Source organism: Streptomyces angustmyceticus, from assembly GCF_019933235.1.
Taxonomy (GTDB): domain Bacteria; phylum Actinomycetota; class Actinomycetes; order Streptomycetales; family Streptomycetaceae; genus Streptomyces; species Streptomyces angustmyceticus.
The window spans coordinates 3,060,844-3,078,902 of sequence record NZ_CP082945.1; the positions used below are offsets into that span (position 1 = coordinate 3,060,844).

An 18,059-nucleotide genomic window follows, 5' to 3' on the forward strand; every position below is an offset into this window, starting at 1 on the left:
GATTTCGGGAGCACTCCTTACGGTGCGTGCACCGGCACCCGGGGTCCGTGCGGGGACACCATGCCTCACCGCCGGAAGCGGCGGCGCTCCGGCCCCGACCGCCGGTCCGGGGCGTCCGCGAGGCGGACGACCGGGTCCTCCTTGCCGCCGTGCCGCCCGGCGACCACCGGCTCGCCCGACCGCGCCGCCTTCGCCTTGTACTGCGCCGCGTCCGCGAGCCGGAAGAGCCGGCGGGCGCTGCGCACCGGACCGATCGGATCGCCGGTCGAGGCGACCCCGACCGCGACCCCCTCGCCGAGGTCCAGCTCCCCCGCCCGGTCGCACAGCTCGCCGGCCACCTTGACCACCTCGTCGGCCGGCGGACCCACGGCGAGCAGGCAGAACTCGTCGCCGCCGAGCCGCGCGGCCAGCACCCCCGGCAGCATCGCCCCGCACAGGGACAGCACCGAGCCGAAGCGCTCCAGCAGCCGGTCCCCGACCGCATGGCCGCGCGAGTCGTTCACCCGCTTCAGGCCGTTCAGGTCGCACACCACCAGACTGACCACCACCTCGTCCCTGCGGTGCAGCTCCAGCGCCTCGTCCAGCCGCATGTCGACGGCGCGACGGTTGGCCAGGCCCGTCAGGGAGTCGGTGAAGGCGAGCCGGCGGACCTCCGCCAGCCGCTCGGTCTGGGCGATCCCGGCGGCCGTCACCGCGGCCAGCACGCTCGCGAAGTCGGCGTCCGGCCGGCCGAAGACCGGCTCCCCGGCGCGCCGGGCGACATACAGCTCGCCCCACGCCCTGCCGTGCAGCACGATCGGCGCGACCACGCAGCAGCCCCGGCCGCGGCGGCGCAGCGCGGCCACCCGCTGCGGGTTCGCGCCGCCGGCCTCGTCCGCGACCTCGTCCCGCCGCTGGGCCGCGGCCGCGGACACCGGGCCGTCGTGCGGTTCCTCGGCGGTCTCCACCCAGGCGCTGGGCTCGCCGCCGCCCGCCCACTGCTCGTGCAGGAAGCCGACGATCTCCGGGAACTCGTGGACGGGGTAACTCTCGTCGTCCGGAAACTCCTCCTCGTCGGCGGCGAGTTCGCCGACGTTGACCAGCACCCGCAGCTTGCCCAGCTCGCGCTCCCACTTCGAGATCGCCGCGAAGGATCCCCCCAGGGCCTGGCGCACGCCCTGCGCCGCGGCGTGCGCCGAGTCGCGCGGTGTATGCGCGGCCGCCATCGCCTGCGCCAGCTCCACCACGGCTCGCAGCCGCGCATCGCCCTCGCCCGTCACCGGATCCTCGCATTCCGTCACCGTGAGCACGCTCTGTTTACAGCGTAGGAATGTTTAACCCCTTTCGCCCCTTCCGGGGGAGATTGACACCTGGGCGTTATTCGCGTCGTTATCGGCGGCCGGCCTTGGGGCGTTCGCGGGGTCGTCGCTGGTCGGGGGTGGACGGGGTGGGAACCGGGGCGGGGCGATCGCGGGGGTGGGGGTGAGCGGGCAGAGGGGAGCGGTGGCTGTTACGGTGCGTCACCGCTCACCTCGGGAGGTACGGCCCTTCCGTCGTTCACCGCGGGACGTGCGGCCCCTCCGTCGTCCACCGCGGGGCGGCCGCTCCCGGTCCGGTTACTCCCCCGGCCAGTCCGGGTCCCGCTTCTCGTTGAAGGCCGCGACGCCCTCCGCGCGGTCCCCGGAGAAGGCCACGCTGCGCCAGGCGCCGTCCTCCAGCTCCAGGCCGGCGCGCAGGTCCAGCCCGTGGCCCAGGCGCATGGCGCGCTTGGCGGCGCGCAGGCCGACCGGCGAGTTGCGGGCGATCGTGGCCGCCAGCTCCAGCGCCGCGTCCCGGTCCTGCCCGTCCGCCACCAGCCGGTCGACCAGCCCCAGCTGCGCGGCCTCCGCGGCCCGCACCCGGCGCGCGGTGAAGACCAGCTCGGCCGCCCGCGCCGCGCCCACCCGGCGCGGCAGCAGCTGGGTGCCGCCGCCCCCGGGGATGACGCCCACCGACACCTCCGGCAGGCCGACCTCCGCCGTGCCGTCCGCGACGATCAGGTCGCAGGCCAGCGCCAGCTCGAAGCCGCCGCCGAGGGCGAAGCCGTGCACCGCGGCGATGGTGGGCACCGGCAGCTCCAGTACGCCGGTGTACGCGGCGCGGGTGTGCGGGCGCTGGCGCATCAGGTCCGCGTCCGTGAAGGAGTTGCGCTCCTTGAGGTCCGCGCCCACGCAGAACGCCCGCTCGTGGGTGGAGGTGAGGACCACCGCCCGCACGGAGCGGTCCGCGGCCAGCTCGGCGCAGGCCCGCGACAGGCTGTCGGCCATGGCCGTCGAGACGGCGTTCATGGCCTTCGGGCGGTCCAGGACCAGTTCCGCCACGAAGCCGTGGCGCTCGACGGCCACCCAGCCGTCCGCGCCGAACCGTTGCCGTTGTCCCTGCCGTTCCATGGAACCCTCCCTGTTAACGGTCGTTGACCTGACGAGGGGATCATGCCAGGCGGGCGGGGCCGGGGACAGGGATGGGGCGGGTGGGGTGGAGCGGGGGCGACGGGACGCGGGGGCGACGGGGAGCGGGAACCGGGCGTAGGCCGGGGGCCGGTCGGGTGGGCGTACGGGTCGGGTGGCCGTTCAGTGGTCGTTGCGGCGCCCCGGAGGGTGCGGCCTCAGCCGCTGGTGCCCTGGTTGGCGCGGCGGCTCAGCAGCCAGGGCTCGACCACGCCCAGGCCGCGTACGGGGCGCTGCCACATCGGCTGGAGCGCGAAGCGGTACGACGGCGGCGGGGCGCCGGTGCCCTCCTCGGCCGCCTTCTCCGCGGCCGCGGCCTCGGCCTCGGAGACCGGCGCGTCACCGATACGGCCCAGTTCCTCGGCGAACGCCTCGTCCACCAGCACGGTGTCCTTGGGCGCTATCGACGTGAGGCGGCTGGCGAGGTTGACGGTCGTGCCGAAGACATCGCCCATCCGGGTCGTGACCGTGCCGAAGGCGATGCCGACCCGCAGCTCCGGCATCGTCTCGTCGTGGGTCATCGTCTCAATCAGCCGCAGGCCGATCTCGGCGGCGATGCCGGCGTCGTCGGCGGAGAAGAGGACCTCGTCGCCGAGGGTCTTGATGAGCCGGCCGCCGTGCGCGGCCACCAGGTCGGAGCAGGTGGTCTCGAACGCCTCCACCAGCTCGCCCAGCTCCTCCTCCTCCAGGCGGCGGGTCAGCCGGGTGAACCCGACCAGGTCGGCGAAGCCGACGGCGAGCCGGCGGTCGACCATCTCCGCGTCGTCCTGGGCCCGGACGACCCGGCCGGTGGCGGCGGCGAGCTGGCGCCGCCAGACGTAGACGAGGAACTCCTCCAGCTCGGGCAGGAGCAGCTCGACCAGCGGGTACGTGATCTCCGTACGGGTCAGGCCGGAGTCCAGGGGCTCGGTGAGGCCCTCCAGGAACGAGTCGATCTGCCAGTCGGCGAGGCGGGCGGTGGTCTGGCCCGTGGAGCGGGCGACCTGGACGGCCATGGCCTCACTCAGCAGGCCGGCCTCGACGAGGCCGGCGAGGCGGCGCAGGGCCAGCACGTCGGCCTCGGTGAGGGCCTTGACCTGGCCGATGTCGGCGAAGCCCATGGCCCGCCAGAAGCGGGCCGCCAGGTCCATGGAGACGCCGGCGGCGCGGGCGGCCTGGAACGGCGTGTAGCGGCGGTCGGCGCCCAGGATGAGCTGTTCGAGGCGGACGGCGATGTTGTTCTCGTCGCTGTCGGCGGTGGCGTCGGCCCGGCCGGTGGTGCCCTCGCCGCGGGCCCGCGGGGGGTCGTCGGCGGGGACGTCGCGTACGGCGTCGTCGTCGATTGCCCTGTCGCGCGAGGCGGCGCCCGAGTCGTCGGCGGTCACCGGCCGCTCCCTGTCCGATCCGTGCGCACTGCCCTTCCGATCACTGCTCGCCGGTGGTCCGCTCCCTGGCGGACCGCCTCAACGATACGGCAGGTGTGCTCTGGCTCACTCTCACATGTCGGCTGTGGACAAGGAAGTGGTGGGGGTGTGTCGGTGGGGGGTGTGGGCCGAGTGGGTCTGATATCGGGCGGTGGGGGCCGGTGGGGTGCCGCGGGGGCGGCGGCCGGCGGGGCTGGCCTGCCAGTGGGGGCCGAGCGGGATGGCCTCGGCCGGTGGGGGCGGGCGTTTGCGCCCGTTCGCCGTGGGTGGGGGGCCGGAGGGGACGCCCGGTACCCCTCCCCCAGCCTTCGGCCGGGAGGTGCCCCCACGGCGCGGGCGCATCTGGTACGTGCAGAAGTCGACCCGGCGTTCGCTCCGGTCCTGCGGGCGGGGCACCGGACATCCCCTCCGGCCTACGACGTGGGCGGCCGTCCCGCCGTACCCGTAGCCGTCACGGACATGAACATCGGCCGCCTCCTCGCCACGCCGCCGCCACGGACACGGCATCGGCGGCCCTCCCGCTGTACCCGTCACCGTCACGGACAGGACCTCGGTGGGCGCCCGTCCCCCCTACGCCTCCTGGGCCGGCCGCAGATGGACGATGTCGCCGGCGGCTACTGGCTGCTGTACGCCGTTCGGGGTGGCCAGGACGAGGCGGCCGTCGGCGTCGATGGCCACGGCTTCGCCGGTGAGGGCGGTGTCGCCGGGGAGTTCGGCGCGTACGGTGCGGCCGAGGGTGGCGCAGCCCGCGGCGTATGCCTCCTGGAGGCGGCTGGTGGTGGGGTCGCCGTCGGCGGACTGCCATTCGCCGTACCACTGCTCCAGGGAGCGGAGGACGGCGCGCAGGAGCGGGTCGCGGTCGGTGGTGGTGGCGCCTGCCAGGGCCAGGGAGCCCGCGGTGGGTACGGGGAGTTCGGCGGCGGTCAGGGAGACGTTGAGGCCGATGCCGATGACGACGCCGGGGCCCGCGCGTTCGGCGAGGATGCCGCCGACCTTGCGTTCGGTGAGGGTGCCGCCCGGGCGGAGGGCGTCGGAGTCGTCGGAAGTTACCAGCAGGTCGTTGGGCCACTTGAGGGCCGTGTCGACGCCGGCGGTGCGGGAGAGGGCGCCGGCGGCGGCGACTCCGGCGAGCAGGGGGAGCCAGCCCCAGCGCTCCGCGGGGGCGCGCGGGGTGAGGTAGACGGAGAAGAAGAGGCCGGAGCGCGGGGGCGCCGACCAGGTGCGGTCGAGGCGGCCGCGGCCGGCGGACTGTTCCTCGGCCACCAGAACGGCGCCCTCGGTCTCCCCCTTTGCCGCACGGGCCGCCAGGTCGCTGTTGGTGGAGCCGGTGGCGGCGACGACGTCGAGCGAGGTCCAGAGCGAGCCGGGCCGTACGAGGGCGCGGCGCAGGGCCGTGGCGTTCAGCGGGGGGCGGCCCAGGTCGCTCCAGGGACCGGCGTCTTTGTCCCGGTTTTCCGGTGGTTGAGGCGTCATGGGACCAGCCTAGGTGTGGTCAACGACGCAGTGCCGCTGAGCAGTCCCGCCGATACGCTACGAATCAGTAGCCCAACCCTCAGCACGAGCACCAGTCCAGGACGAGCAGGAGCCGCATCCCGATGTCCGAGCCGGAAGCAAACATCCACACCACCGCGGGCAAATTGGCGGATCTGCAGCGGCGGGTCGAAGAGGCCACGCACGCCGGTTCCGCCCGCGCAGTGGAAAAGCAGCACGCGAAGGGCAAGTTGACGGCGCGTGAGCGCATCGATCTGCTGCTGGACGAGGGCTCGTTCGTCGAGCTGGACGAGTTCGCGCGGCACCGGTCGACCAATTTCGGGCTGGAGCAGAACCGCCCGTACGGCGACGGCGTGGTGTCCGGCTACGGCACGGTCGACGGCCGTCCGGTGGCCGTCTTCTCCCAGGACTTCACGGTCTTCGGCGGGGCGCTGGGCGAGGTCTTCGGCGAGAAGATCGTCAAGGTGATGGACTTCGCCCTGAAGACCGGCTGCCCGGTCATCGGCATCAACGACTCCGGCGGCGCGCGCATCCAGGAGGGCGTGGTCTCGCTGGGCATGTACGGCGAGATCTTCCGCCGCAACACCCACGCCTCCGGCGTGATTCCGCAGATCAGCCTGGTCGTCGGCCCGTGCGCGGGCGGTGCGGTCTACTCCCCCGCCATCACCGACTTCACGGTCATGGTGGACCAGACCTCGCACATGTTCATCACCGGTCCGGACGTCATCAAGACGGTGACCGGCGAGGACGTCGGCTTCGAGGAGCTGGGCGGCGCCCGTACGCACAACGCCACCTCGGGCGTGGCGCACCACATGGCGGGTGACGAGAAGGACGCCATCGAGTACGTCAAGGGGCTGCTGTCCTACCTGCCGTCCAACAACCTCTCCGAGCCGCCGGCCTTCCCGGAGGAGGCGGACCTGGAGACCTCGGACACCGACCGTGAGCTGGACGCGCTGATCCCGGATTCGGCCAATCAGCCGTACGACATGCGCACCGCGATCGAGCACGTCCTGGACGACAACGAGTTCCTGGAGACCCAGGCGCTGTTCGCGCCGAACATCCTGACCGGCTTCGGGCGGGTCGAGGGCCATGCGGTCGGCGTGGTCGCCAACCAGCCGATGCAGTTCGCGGGCATCCTGGACATCAAGGCGTCGGAGAAGGCCGCGCGGTTCGTGCGGACCTGCGACGCGTTCAACGTCCCGGTGCTCACCTTCGTGGACGTGCCCGGCTTCCTGCCCGGCACCGACCAGGAGTGGGACGGGATCATCCGGCGCGGCGCCAAGCTGATCTACGCGTACGCGGAGGCGACGGTCCCGCTGATCACGGTCATCACGCGCAAGGCGTTCGGCGGCGCGTACGACGTCATGGGCTCCAAGCACCTGGGCGCGGACCTCAACCTGGCCTGGCCGACCGCGCAGATCGCCGTCATGGGCGCGCAGGGCGCGGTCAACATCCTGCACCGCCGCACGCTGGCCTCGATCGAGGAGCCCGGCGCGCAGGAGGAGCGGCGCCAGGAGCTGATCCAGGAGTACGAGGACACCCTGCTCAACCCGTACGTCGCGGCCGAGCGCGGCTACGTCGACGCGGTGATCATGCCGTCCGAGACGCGCCGGCACATCGTCCGCGGGCTGCGCACGCTGCGCAACAAGCGCGAGGCGCTGCCGCCGAAGAAGCACGGCAACATCCCGCTCTGACCGGCAGACCAGCGAAGGAGGGCCGTTCTCGATGATCAAGGTCGTACGGGGCAATCCCACACCCGAGGAGCTGGCCGCCGCGGTGGCGGTGGTGCAGGTCCGCGCGGCGGCGGCCGCCGCCGTCGAGCCCGGGGAGCCCGATCACGGCACGGAGTGGTCGGACCCGGCGTCCACGGTCCCGGCGCGGGCACGGATGCCGCATCCGGGCCCGCGGGCCTGGCGCACGAGCTTCTGGCCGCACTGACCGGCCGGTCCCGTGCGGTGACCTCCGGGCCGAGTCGGTGCATAGTGCACCGACTAGTCCATTGCGCCCGTGGCGCCTGAGTACGCGTACTCAGGCGCCACGGGCGTATCGGGCTCAGGATCGTTACATGCTGTGGTCCGATCCGCCCGATGAACCTCCTGAGGAGCTGCGCGACGTGCAGGCCAAGCTCCGCCGGATGGGCATCGTGCTGGCCGTGGTCGCGGTGGTGATGATGCTCCTGCTCACCGGGCGGTAACAGTTCCCGCCCGCCGCGAGGCGACGCTCACAGTTCCCTTCCGCAACCATCCTGGCCGAAAACGCCTCTTTTCCTCTCGACAGAGCAATTCGGGCGTCCGGCCGCCGCTGGCGTCCGGCCGGGAGTGGGAGAGCGATGAACAGGCCGCTGAGGCATATAGCCGTCTTCTGCGGGGTGCTGGTGCTGGCCCTGCTCGCCCGCGTGACCTGGGTCCAGTTCTTCCAGAGCGACGAACTCGCCAACGACCCGCACAACCGGCGCGTCAAGATCGAGGCGTTCTCCTACCCGCGCGGCAACATCATCGTCGGCGGCAAGCCGATCACCGGCTCGGTGGCGACCTCCGGCGACTTCAAGTACAAGCGGACCTACAAGGACGGCGCGATGTACGCGCCGGTCACCGGCTTCGCCTCGCAGGCCCAGGGCACCACGTTCCTGGAGGGCATCTACAACGACGTGCTCAGCGGCAAGGACGACCGGCTCGCCCTCAAGCGCGCCCAGGACATCCTGACCGGCGAGAAGCCGCGCGGCGGCGACGTCGTCACCACCATCGACCCCAAGGCGCAGAAAGCCGCGTACAAGGGGCTGACCGACCTCGACGCCAAGGGCGCGGTGGTCGCCCTCGACCCGCGCGACGGCCGCGTCCTCGCGCTCGCCTCCACCCCCTCCTACGACCCGTCGGCGTTCACCGGCATCTCCAACGCGGAGGGCCGGAAGTTCAAGGCCATGGACGCCGACAAGAGCAAGCCGCTGAGCAACCGGGCGCTGCGCGAGACCTACGCCCCCGGCTCCACCTTCAAGATCCTCACCGCGGCGGCGGCCCTGGAGAACGGCGTGATCTCGGACATCGACGCCCCCACCGGCGCGGCCACCCCCTACCGGCTGCCGCAGAGCACCACCACCGTCGGCAACGACGTCCCGGGCGCGCCCTGCGACAAGGCCTCGCTGAAGACGGGCATGCAGTGGTCGTGCAACAACGTCTTCCTCGACACCGCGCTGAAGGTCGGCAAGGACAAGATGCGCGAGACCGCGGAGAAGTTCGGCTTCAACTCCACCGTCTACGACGAGGACCTCGGGGACCTGCTGGCCAGCAAGAGCCTCTACCCGGACAAGCTCGACAAGCCGCAGACCGCGCTGACCGGCATGGGCCAGGGCAGCCTGACCAGCACCCCGATGCAGATGGCGATGGTCGCCGCCGGCCTCGCCAACGACGGCAAGGTGATGATGCCGCACATCGTCGACGAGCTGCGCGGCCCCGACCTGTCCACGCTGCAGAAGATCGAGCCGAAGATGATGTCCCGGGCCGTCTCCGCGGACACCGCGAAGAAGGTGCAGCAGATGATGGAGTACACGGTCAACGAGGGCACCGCCGACAAGGCCAAGATCGACGGCGTGACGGTCGGCGGCAAGACCGGCACCGCCCAGCACGGCGCGAACGTCAACGACGAGCGCCCCTACGCCTGGTTCGTCTCCTACGCCAAGCAGAGCGACGGCAGCTCCCCGGTCGCGGTCGCCGTCTTCGTCGACCCCAAGGACATGGACATCCCCCGGTCGGAGATCGCCGGCGGCAAGCTGGGCGGCCCGATCGCGAAGTCCGTGATGGAGGCCGTCCTCAACAAGTAGCGGGGCCGTTTCTCGGCAAGTGGCGGGGCCGTTCTCGACGGGCGGTCCGGGCGTCGCCGCGGCGCCCCGGCTCCGTACGATGGCGGGCATGACCGAAGAGTCCCGCACCCGCCGTCTCGTCCTCGCCTCCCAGTCCCCCGCCCGGCTGGGCCTGCTGCGGCAGGCCGGGCTCGCGCCCGAGGTGATCGTCAGCGGCGTCGACGAGGACGCGCTCACCGCCGCCACGCCCGCCGAGCTGGCCCGCGTGCTGGCCGAGGCGAAGGCCGCCGCCGTCGCCGCCCGGCCGCAGGCCGCCGGCGCGCTGGTCATCGGCTGCGACTCGGTCCTGGAGCTGGACGGGCGGGCGCTGGGCAAGCCCGCCGACGCCGAGGACGCCACCGCCCGCTGGAAGTCCATGCGCGGCCGCTCCGGCGTCCTGCAGACCGGCCACTGCGTCATCGACACCGCACACGGCCGTCAGGTGTCGGCCACCGCCTCGACCACGGTCCGCTTCGGCGAGCCCACCGACGAGGAGATCGCCGCCTACGTCGCGAGCGGCGAGCCGCTGCACGTCGCCGGCGCCTTCACCCTCGACGGCCGCTCCGCCCCCTTCATCGACGGCATCGACGGCGACCCCGGCAACGTCATCGGCCTCTCCCTGCCCCTGCTCCGCCGGCTGCTGGCCGATCTGGACGTCGCGATCACGGAGCTGTGGGCCTGAGCCGGCTCCGGCAAGGCGTTCGTACGGGGTGGGTGGCTGTCCGGCGTCCTGCTCGGGCGCCGGGGAATGAGCCAGGGGCGGTAAAGGCCGGTGCCCGGCGGCCGGCCGGTCCTACGCTGCCGCCATGGCCACTGTCATCGGATTGACCAGCTACCCCGTCAAAGGCTGCGCCGGCGTCCCTGCGACCGAGGCGGAACTCACGCCCGCGGGGCTCCCGCACGACCGCAGCTTCCTCGTCGTCGGCCCCGGCGGCGTCTTCCGGAGCCAGCGCAGGGACCCCCGGCTGGCGGTGATCCGGCCCGAAGTCGGCGCGGGCGGGGCGGTCCTCGCCCTGAGCGCGCCGGGGATGGAGACCCTGCGCCTGGACGTCGACCTCGGCCACGGGTCGTTATCCCGGGCCGAGGTGGAGATGTTCGGGACGCCGTACCGCGCGGTCGACCAGGGGGACCGGGCCGCCGAGTGGCTGTCCCGGGCGCTCGGCGCGGCCAGCCGGCTGGTGCGCGCAGCGCCGGAGCACGACCGGGTGACCGACGGCCTCACCCCCGGCACCTCCGGCTTCGCCGACAGCAGCCCCGTGCACGTGCTCTCCCGGGCCACCTTCGACGACCTCACCCGCCGCCTCGCCGCCGCCGGCCGCCCGGCGGTCCCGATGGACCGCTTCCGGCCCAACATCGTCGTGGAAGGGTGGGACGCGCCGCACCAGGAGGACCGGGCCCGGCGGGTCACGGTCGGCGGCGGGGAGCTGGGCTTCGCCAAGCTCGCCATCCGCTGCGCCGTCACGCTCGTCGACCAGCGCACCGGCGGCAAGGCGGGGCCCGAGCCGCTGCGCACGCTCGCCACCTACCGGCGGGTGCCCGGGGGCGGGGTGGCGTTCGGGTCGAAGTTCTCGGTGCTGGGGACGGGAAAGGTGGCGGTGGGCGACGCATTCGAGGTCACCGAGTGGGGAACCGATGGATCCGATACGGCCTGACCGGCCGGACCGGCCCGGTCCCGTTCCCCGTGAGGAGTCCGCACCATGCCCAAGATCCTGATCATCGCCGGTGACGCCACCGAGGACCTGGAGTTCTTCTACCCCTACCAGCGGATGCTGGAGGAGGGGTACGAGACACGGGTCGCCGCCCCCTCGCGGAAGAAACTCCGGTTCGTGGTGCACGACTTCGTCGAGAACTTCGACACCTACATCGAACGCGAGGGCCACTCCTGGCCGTCCGACCTCGCGCTGTCCGAGGTCGCCCCCGAGGAGTACGCCGCGCTGGTGCTGCCGGGCGGCCGGGCGCCGGAGTACCTGCGCAACGACTCCGACTACCGCCGGGTGGTCACCCACTTCTTCGACGAGGACAAGCCCGTCGCCCACATCTGCCACGCGGCCGTCACCCTGGCCCCGCTCGGCGTCCTCAAGGGCCGCCGCACCGCCGCCTACCCGGCCTGCGCGCCGGACGTGGCGATGGGCGGCGGGATCTTCGTCGACGGCGCGGCGGTGGTGGACGGCAAGGTTGTGTCGGCCCGCGCCTGGAACGACCACCCCGAGTGGATGCGGGCCTTCCTGGAGGTGCTGCGGGAGCATGCGCCGGTGAAGGGCTGAGCGGCCGCCGCGGTCCGGCGGCGGGCCGGTCGCCCGGCGGCGGACCGCGGCCCCCGGCCTGTGTCCCCGGCACGCCGGCTCCGGGTCACCGGCCGCGGCATGACCGGTCCTCAGGGCACCGGCAGCGCGTAGAGCGACGTGCCGTGGAGGACGAACACCCGGTTGCCGTCCGCCACCAGCCAGGAGCGGTCGGCCGCGGGGAGCTGGTACGTCAGGACGGGGACGCCGGTCGACAGGTCCGCGGCGAACACCTTGTACCAGGGCTCGCCCTCGACGGACCACAGGGCACGCCCGTGGATGAACACCGGCAGGCCGCGGACCGTCGTGCCGTTCCCGCCCTGGATCTCGCCGCCGTCGCTGGTCTTCCTGATGCTGGGCCACTCGTCGTGCGCGGCGCAGACGGTGTCGTCGTCGAAGACCGTCGCCGGGCCCCAGTCCTCGTGCTTGCCCCAGGGGTCCCGCTTGTCGAGCGACCACAGCTTCCCGCCGTCGCGGAGCCGACGGGCGGTGAGCGTGGTGCCGTTGAGGTAGACGGTGGTGCCGTGGACCGCGGGGCGGACCAGCCCGTCCCACTGGTCCGGCAGGTCCCACACCTGGTGGCCGTCGGCCGTGTCGACGGCGAACACATTGCCGTCGCTCGTGGCCAGGACCAGGCGGCCGTGGGCGGCGACGGCCGGCGGCTCGACCTTGGCGCGGTAGCGGGCGTCGATCGTCGCCGTCCAGCGGACCGTGGCATCGGAGCGGCCGACGGCGCGGAGCCGGTGGTCCTCGGTCAGGACGTAGACCGCCTCGTCGTCGGCGGCCAGCAGGGCGCTCGCCCCGGCGTCGGCGGTCCACCGGGGCTCGCCCGTCGAGGCGACGAAGGTACGGACCGTGCCCTGGCTGTCGACGGCGGCGATCAGCCGGTCGGAAAGCGAGAGGTAGCGGCCGCTCGCGCGCACGCCGCGGGCGGTCCAACGGCGCTTGCCGTCCACCACGTTGTGCGCGGCGATCCCGCCGTCGCGGGCGCCGAAGACGAGGACGTCCCGTACGGGCAGCGGCGCGGGCGTGTCGTCGGCGAGGACGTCGACCGGCCCCCACAGCGGTTTCACCGTGCCGCCGCTGATGTAGTCGCCGTTGTCGGCGTCGAGCACATGCGCCTTCGGCGTCCTGGCGGCGGGCGGGAAGGCGAAGAGGTCGACCTTCTTCCCGGGCTCCCCCGGCGACCGCGGCCACCAGGCGGCCGCCGCCCCGCCGCCCGCCGCGAGCACCACCCCGCCCGCGGCCAGGCCGGTGAGCAGCCGGCGGCGGGAGACCTGCCCGGCGGCCGGGTCCGCGGTGAGCGTGGTGGTGAGTTCGTGGAGGCCGCTCTCCCGCTCCTTGATGGCCTGGCTCACCGGGCCGCGCCGCCAGGCCCGTTCGGCGCCGCGCGGCGGTGCGAAGGCGGCGGCGATCCGGTCGGGGGCGGGGCGGGCGGCCGGGTCTTTGGCCAGGAGGGGGGCGATGAGCGGGCGCAGGGCGTCCGGGACGCCGGTCAGGTCGGGCTCGTCGTGCACGACCTTGTACTGGAGGGCGGCGATGTGGCTGCCGTCGAACGCCCGCCGCCCCGCGGCCGCGTGGACCAGGACGGCGCCCAGCGAGAAGACGTCGGCGGGCGCCCCGACCCGGCGGCCCAGGACCTGTTCGGGGGCGCCGTAGCCGGGGGTGACCGGGACCTGTCCGGTGGTGGTCAGGGTCAGGCCGTGCTCGGGGCGGGCGATGCCGAAGTCGATGACGCGCGGGCCGCGCGAGGTCAGCACGATGTTCGGGGGCTTGAGGTCGCGGTGGATCAGGCCGCTGGCGTGGATGTCCGCGAGGGTGTGCGCGAGCGAGGCGGCGAGGGCGCGTACGGCGGGTTCGTCGAAGGGACCGTACGCCTCGACGGCCTCGTCGAGGGTCGGGCCGGCCAGGAACTCGGTGGCGATCCACGGGCGGCCGCCCTCCGTGTCCGTGCCCAGCACCCGGGCCACGCCCTTGCCGGTCACGGCCGTCGCCGCCTGCGCCTCGCGGACGAAGCGGCGGGCGAGGTGCTCCTCGCCGGTGAGTTCGGGCCGCAGGACCTTGACCGCGGCGACGGTGCCCGCGGGGTCCTGGCCGACGTAGACCTTGCCCATACCGCCCTCGCCGAGCACGCCGAGCAGGCGGTACGGGCCGAGGCGGAGCGGGTCGCCGGTGCCGAGCGGTTTCATGGGCGGTGTCCTTCGGGCGGGTTCGGGCGGGGCCTGCGGCGGCGACGGCCCGGCGGGCCGGACGCGTTCAGCGGAGGGGGAAGCCGGCGAGGAAGGCGGGACCGGACGCGATGATCATCCGGCTCTTCTCGTGCGGCGTGAACTTGTTGCCGCTGGTCCGGTACAGCTGCTCGGTGGTGCGCGAGGTGAGGCCGACGGCCCGGAGGACCCCGTCGGCGCGGCTGTACGTGTAGCCGAACTCCGGGCCGATCACGGGGCGTACGACGTGGTCGGCCCGCCGGCCCTCGGCGCTCCGCTCCGTCCACCGCGGCTTCCCGCCGCCGGCCTCGAACGCGGCCAGGCCGCTGCCCTTCTCCACGGCGTACAGCACACCGTCCTTGAGGACCGGCGGTCCGTACGTCTTCCCGGGGCGGGCGGCGGTCGTGTCCCACGCCTGCCCGCCGTCGCTCAGCCGCAGCGCCCGCAACGGGCCGTAGCCCAGGTAGAGATGCCGGCCGTCGGCCGTCAGCGGGTCCCGTACGAAGCGCGGGTCGGCGCCCTTCCACGGCTTGTCCCAGACGACGTTGCCCTTGCGGAGGTCGCGGGCGACGATGCGGACCGTGCCGTCGTTCCTCTGCTGCAGGAGCACCAGGAGGCGGCCGGCGATCGTCGCGGACAGGAAGTGGTTGTCGTCGCTCTTGGCGGAGTGGAACGGCAGCGGGTCCGTCCACTTCCGGCTCCCGTCGGTCAGCCGGGTGGCCACCACGGACCAGGGGAGCTGGCGTTCGTACCGCTTGACCTTCCCGTGCGAGATCGCCAGGTAGGCCGTGTCGTCGGCGACGGCCAGCAGCCGGCTGATGAGGCCGTTGTCCCGGTCGTCCGACACCGGGGCGAGGTGCCTGCCGGCCTTGCCCGAGGAGAGGTCCAGGCGGGCGAGGAACCACGAGACGTCCTGCAGGTAGCCGGCGGCGTCGTGGACCTCGTCCCTGGTGATCCCGTAGACGTGGGTGCCGTCCGACGCGATCTGCCAGGAGTCGTCGGCGTACAGCGAGTACGTCCAGCGGGAGTCGCCGGACGCCGCGTCCACCCCGCGCGCCCCGGCGTTGGCCACCAGGACGACCTGGTCGCCGGCGAGCAGGGGCACGTCGGGGTTCTGGTCGTCGTCGGGGCCGCCGTACTGCTTCTGCCAGACCGAGTCCAGCTTTTTCTTCTTCACCGCGCCGACGCTCGGCCCCGGCTTCGGCGCGGTGTACCCCGGCCCGGTGGCGGGCCCCGGCGCCGACGCGTCCCGCCCCAGCCAGGCCCACACCCCCGCGCCGGCCCCGCCGACGCCGAGCACCGAGCCCGCGCCCGCCAGCAGCAGCCCCCGGCGGGACGCGCCGCGGGCGGCGGGGGGCTCGGCCTCCGGCCCGGTCGCCGGTCCGCCGGGCGGTGCGGGCAGCCGCTGCGGCACGAACTGCCAGACCTCGCTCGCCCGCCGTCCGATCTCGGCGAGCACCGCGTCCGGCAGGTGGTCGGTGAACTCCCCGCCGCCGTCGTGGAGCAGGGCCGCCAGCTCGGTGGTGGCCGGGCGCGCGGCGGGGTCCTTGGCCAGCGCGCGGGAGAGGACCGGGACGAGGGCGGCCGGCAGGCCGGTGAGGTCGGGCTCGGCGTAGCGCACGCGGTAGAGGAGGTCGGCGGGCTGCCCGTCGCCGAACGGGCCGCGGCCGGTGGCGGCGAAGACCAGGACCCCGGCGAGCGCGAAGACGTCGCCGGCCGGGGTGTGCTCCTGCCCGGTGGCCTGCTCCGGCGACATGAACGCCGGGGTGCCGACCGCGGCGCCGGTGTGCGTGAGCCGGGCGTCGCCGAGGGCGCGGGCGATACCGAAGTCGATGACCTTCGGGCCGTGCGCGGTGACCATGATGTTCGACGGCTTGAGGTCACGGTGCACGACGTCGGAGCGGTGGAGCTGGCCGAGCGCCGCGCACAGCGCCGCCCCCAGGGCGCGCACCGCCCGCTCGGGCAGCGGTCCGGCCAGCCGCACCGCGTCGTCGAGGGGCGGGCCGAGGACGTACTCGGTGGCCATCCAGGGGGTTTCGGCGAGCGGGTCGGCGTCGACGACCTGGGCGCCGTACCGGCCGCCGATGACCCGGGCGGCGTCCGCCTCCAGCCGGAAGCGGGTGCGGAACTCGGTGGTGGTGGCGATCCGGGCGTGCATCGTCTTCAGCGCCAGGGTCCGGCCGCCCGGGGAGCGGGCCAGGTAGACGGTGCCCATACCGCCGCTGCCCAGCCGGGCGAGGAGGCGGTACGTGCCCAGGCCGGCCGGGTCGTCATGGGTGAGGGGGAAGGGCATGGCGGTCAGTCCTGTGGGGCGGGGGAAGCCGGAAGGCCGGCGGCGAGCAGCTCGGCCGACTGGCGGGCGAGGGCCGCGATGATCCGGCCGGGCAGCCAGCCGGAGCCGAGCAGGGCGGCGGCGCGGCCTGCCGGGGTCCCGGCGGCGTCGGGCAGCGTGACGGGGCGCGGCGGTCCGGCCGCCCCGGCACCGGTGTCCGGCGGGGGCGGCCCGGCGGCCGGGCACAGCGCGTCGAGCAGTTCGGCCGGGCGCGGACGGGCCGCCGGGTCACGGGACAGGCAGGCCGTGACGACGGCCCGCAGGGCGGCCGGGAGTTCCTCGCGCTCCGGCACGGTGTGGCCGGTCGCGGCGTAGGCGAGGACCGCGCCGAGCGCGTGGACGTCGCCCGCCGGCTGCGGCCGCCCGCCGGCCGCCTGTTCCGGCGGCAGGCTGCCCGACTCCAGGCCCGGCAGCCCGGAGCGCGCGGTGCCGTCCTCGGCCGCGGCGCGTACCGCCCCGAAGCACGTCAGCCGGGGCCCGTCGGCCGCCAGCAGCACCGCGGCGGGCGACACCCCGGCGTGGGCCAGTCCCTGCCCGTGCCCGATGACCAGGGTCTCGACGAGGGCCGCGCCCAGGGCCCGTACGGTGCGCTCGGGCAGCGGCCCGCCGTGCACGGTGAGCGCGGCGGGCAGCGGGAGCACGGGCACGTACGGGCGGGCGTGCCAGGGGGCGTCGCCGGGCGCGGCGACCTCGGCCGCGGGGGCGGACCAGGGCCCGAGCAGATAGCGCGAGGTCTCCGCCTCGGCCAGGAACCGCCCGGGGTCGACGCCGGGCAACGGCACGCCGATCAGGACCGTCCGGTCGCCGTCCGCGCTCCGCCCGATGAACCGCCGTTCCGGTACGGGTATGCCGGACGCTTCGTCATCCAGCTCCCGCAACACCGCGTACGGGCCCGTGGCGCCCCGCGCCCGGCCCCCGGCACCCGCAACCGATGCAGGCATGCGCACCATCCCCCGTGATCTGTGCCCTGGCGCGACGAGCCTACCCGGGCGTGTCGCGCGGCCCCGGGGGGAGTCGATCCGCCCCGGGCCGCGGGGAGTTCGGGGCCGGCCGGGGCGGGGGCGACGAGGGGGTCAGGCGGAGGTGGGGGCCACCGGCGGTGCGCCGTTCGGGCGGTTTTCGGCGTTTCCGTGCGCTTCCCCCGTAAGGCCCTCTCCGTACGCCACCAGGGTCAGCACCAGCAGCCCCAGGACGACCGTCATCGCGAGGAAGGCGACCCAGCCGACCAGGCCGACGGCGAAGGCGCCCAGGACGCCGTGCACCACCGCGCAGCTGATGAGGGCGATCCGGGTGAAGCCGGCGGGGGCGCGGTCGCGTATCGCGCTGCGGAGCAGCACGGCGGCGCAGAACAGCAGGTAGAGGCCGAAGACGATGCCGCCGATCCAGGAACCGGCGGACATCGCGCGGGGCTGCAGCCCGGCCAGGGACATCTGCTGCCTGTCCACGACGATGCTCAGAATCCAGTTGAGCAGCACGATCCCGAACGCCTCCAGGACCAGTACCACCGCCGCGGCCAAGGCCACCGGCCGTCGCGCCACTCTCACGCCGTCCACCCACTTCCGCCGTTCGCCGGGCCCGGCGCGTCCCGCGGACGCCCGGTGCCGCCGATACCCCTGTTACCGCGGGGTACAGGACATCGGGCACGCTACATGGATGTCCCCCCTGCTCGGGAAGAGCTGTGCGGAAGGTAAAAGCTGGGCAAGGGTTGTGCGCGGGCGGGGGCGGACGGCGGCGGGCGGGTGGCCGGCGGCACGCCGACGCAGCGAGCCGCCCGCAAAGATTCCTTCGCCCATTCGTAGGGACTCCACAAAGAATTGACGATCCGCTGGACGTCACGACGGCGAGACCTAAGCCACACCGGGACTCTAGTCGGAGCCCAGGAATCCGGGCCTACCCTGGGATACCAGGGGACTTAGGTTCCTCACTGGCGCCCCGAGCACACTCCGTGTGGGCAAGCTCACCCCAGGGAACGGGTCGGCACGCGGTGTCGCCAGTCCCTAAAATCGCCGCATCCATTTGTTACGGCGAAGCGCCAAGGAAGGACCCA

15 protein-coding genes are annotated in these 18,059 nt (G+C 73.9%); 7 read left to right on the forward strand and 8 right to left on the reverse strand.

Annotated elements, in window-relative coordinates:
• Window positions 1-65 precede the first annotated feature (65 nt).
• From K7396_RS13680 to K7396_RS13695, 4 genes are all read right to left on the reverse strand, one after another.
• Entirely contained in the window at window positions 66-1,205 is a 1,140-nt protein-coding gene (locus K7396_RS13680; protein WP_152104749.1) for a GGDEF domain-containing protein, read from the reverse strand.
• A gap of 390 nt (window positions 1,206-1,595) precedes the next feature.
• Entirely contained in the window at window positions 1,596-2,408 is an 813-nt protein-coding gene (locus K7396_RS13685; protein ID WP_152104677.1) for an enoyl-CoA hydratase/isomerase family protein, read from the reverse strand.
• A 215-nt stretch (window positions 2,409-2,623) separates the two neighbouring features.
• Entirely contained in the window at window positions 2,624-3,829 is a 1,206-nt protein-coding gene (locus K7396_RS13690) for an adenylate/guanylate cyclase domain-containing protein (protein ID WP_086720570.1), read from the reverse strand.
• Between the two features lie 609 nt (window positions 3,830-4,438).
• Complete coding sequence (locus K7396_RS13695; RefSeq protein WP_086720245.1) at window positions 4,439-5,341, reverse strand: biotin--[acetyl-CoA-carboxylase] ligase; 903 nt, start codon at window positions 5,339-5,341, stop codon at window positions 4,439-4,441.
• Window positions 5,342-5,463: 122 nt separating this feature from the next.
• Here K7396_RS13695 and K7396_RS13700 point away from each other — a divergent pair, with 122 nt between their 5' ends.
• From K7396_RS13700 to K7396_RS13725, 7 genes are all read left to right on the forward strand, one after another.
• The gene (locus K7396_RS13700; protein ID WP_086720244.1) at window positions 5,464-7,053 is read left to right on the forward strand and encodes an acyl-CoA carboxylase subunit beta; all 1,590 of its coding nucleotides are present in this window, start codon (window positions 5,464-5,466) and stop codon (window positions 7,051-7,053) included.
• Between the two features lie 31 nt (window positions 7,054-7,084).
• The gene (locus tag K7396_RS13705) at window positions 7,085-7,297 is read left to right on the forward strand and encodes an acyl-CoA carboxylase epsilon subunit (RefSeq protein WP_086720243.1); all 213 of its coding nucleotides are present in this window, start codon (window positions 7,085-7,087) and stop codon (window positions 7,295-7,297) included.
• A gap of 127 nt (window positions 7,298-7,424) precedes the next feature.
• The gene (gene mmpB, locus K7396_RS35675) at window positions 7,425-7,553 is read left to right on the forward strand and encodes a morphogenic membrane protein MmpB (RefSeq protein ID WP_263295880.1); all 129 of its coding nucleotides are present in this window, start codon (window positions 7,425-7,427) and stop codon (window positions 7,551-7,553) included.
• A 135-nt stretch (window positions 7,554-7,688) separates the two neighbouring features.
• Window positions 7,689-9,173: a peptidoglycan D,D-transpeptidase FtsI family protein gene (locus tag K7396_RS13710; protein WP_086720242.1), complete on the forward strand. Its 1,485-nt coding sequence runs from the start codon at window positions 7,689-7,691 to the stop codon at window positions 9,171-9,173.
• 88 nt (window positions 9,174-9,261) lie between these two features.
• Window positions 9,262-9,873 carry a Maf family protein gene (locus tag K7396_RS13715; protein WP_086720246.1) on the forward strand — a complete coding sequence of 204 codons (612 nt, stop codon included), beginning with the start codon at window positions 9,262-9,264 and terminating at the stop codon, window positions 9,871-9,873.
• A 124-nt stretch (window positions 9,874-9,997) separates the two neighbouring features.
• Entirely contained in the window at window positions 9,998-10,843 is an 846-nt protein-coding gene (locus K7396_RS13720) for an MOSC domain-containing protein (protein WP_086720241.1), read from the forward strand.
• A 45-nt stretch (window positions 10,844-10,888) separates the two neighbouring features.
• Window positions 10,889-11,455: a DJ-1/PfpI family protein gene (locus K7396_RS13725; RefSeq protein ID WP_086720240.1), complete on the forward strand. Its 567-nt coding sequence runs from the start codon at window positions 10,889-10,891 to the stop codon at window positions 11,453-11,455.
• 110 nt (window positions 11,456-11,565) lie between these two features.
• Here the strand turns inward: K7396_RS13725 and K7396_RS13730 are convergent, their stop codons facing one another.
• From K7396_RS13730 to K7396_RS13745, 4 genes are all read right to left on the reverse strand, one after another.
• Window positions 11,566-13,662, reverse strand: a complete 2,097-nt coding sequence (locus K7396_RS13730) for a protein kinase domain-containing protein (protein WP_086720239.1) — start codon at window positions 13,660-13,662, stop codon at window positions 11,566-11,568.
• Between the two features lie 67 nt (window positions 13,663-13,729).
• Complete coding sequence (locus K7396_RS13735; RefSeq protein ID WP_152104678.1) at window positions 13,730-15,973, reverse strand: protein kinase domain-containing protein; 2,244 nt, start codon at window positions 15,971-15,973, stop codon at window positions 13,730-13,732.
• A gap of 5 nt (window positions 15,974-15,978) precedes the next feature.
• Window positions 15,979-16,953, reverse strand: a complete 975-nt coding sequence (locus tag K7396_RS13740; RefSeq protein WP_223659933.1) for a protein kinase family protein — start codon at window positions 16,951-16,953, stop codon at window positions 15,979-15,981.
• Between the two features lie 132 nt (window positions 16,954-17,085).
• A complete protein-coding gene (locus K7396_RS13745) occupies window positions 17,086-17,535 on the reverse strand; it encodes a hypothetical protein (protein WP_086717857.1) in 450 nt (149 codons plus the stop codon).
• Between the last annotated feature and the right edge of the window lie 524 nt (window positions 17,536-18,059).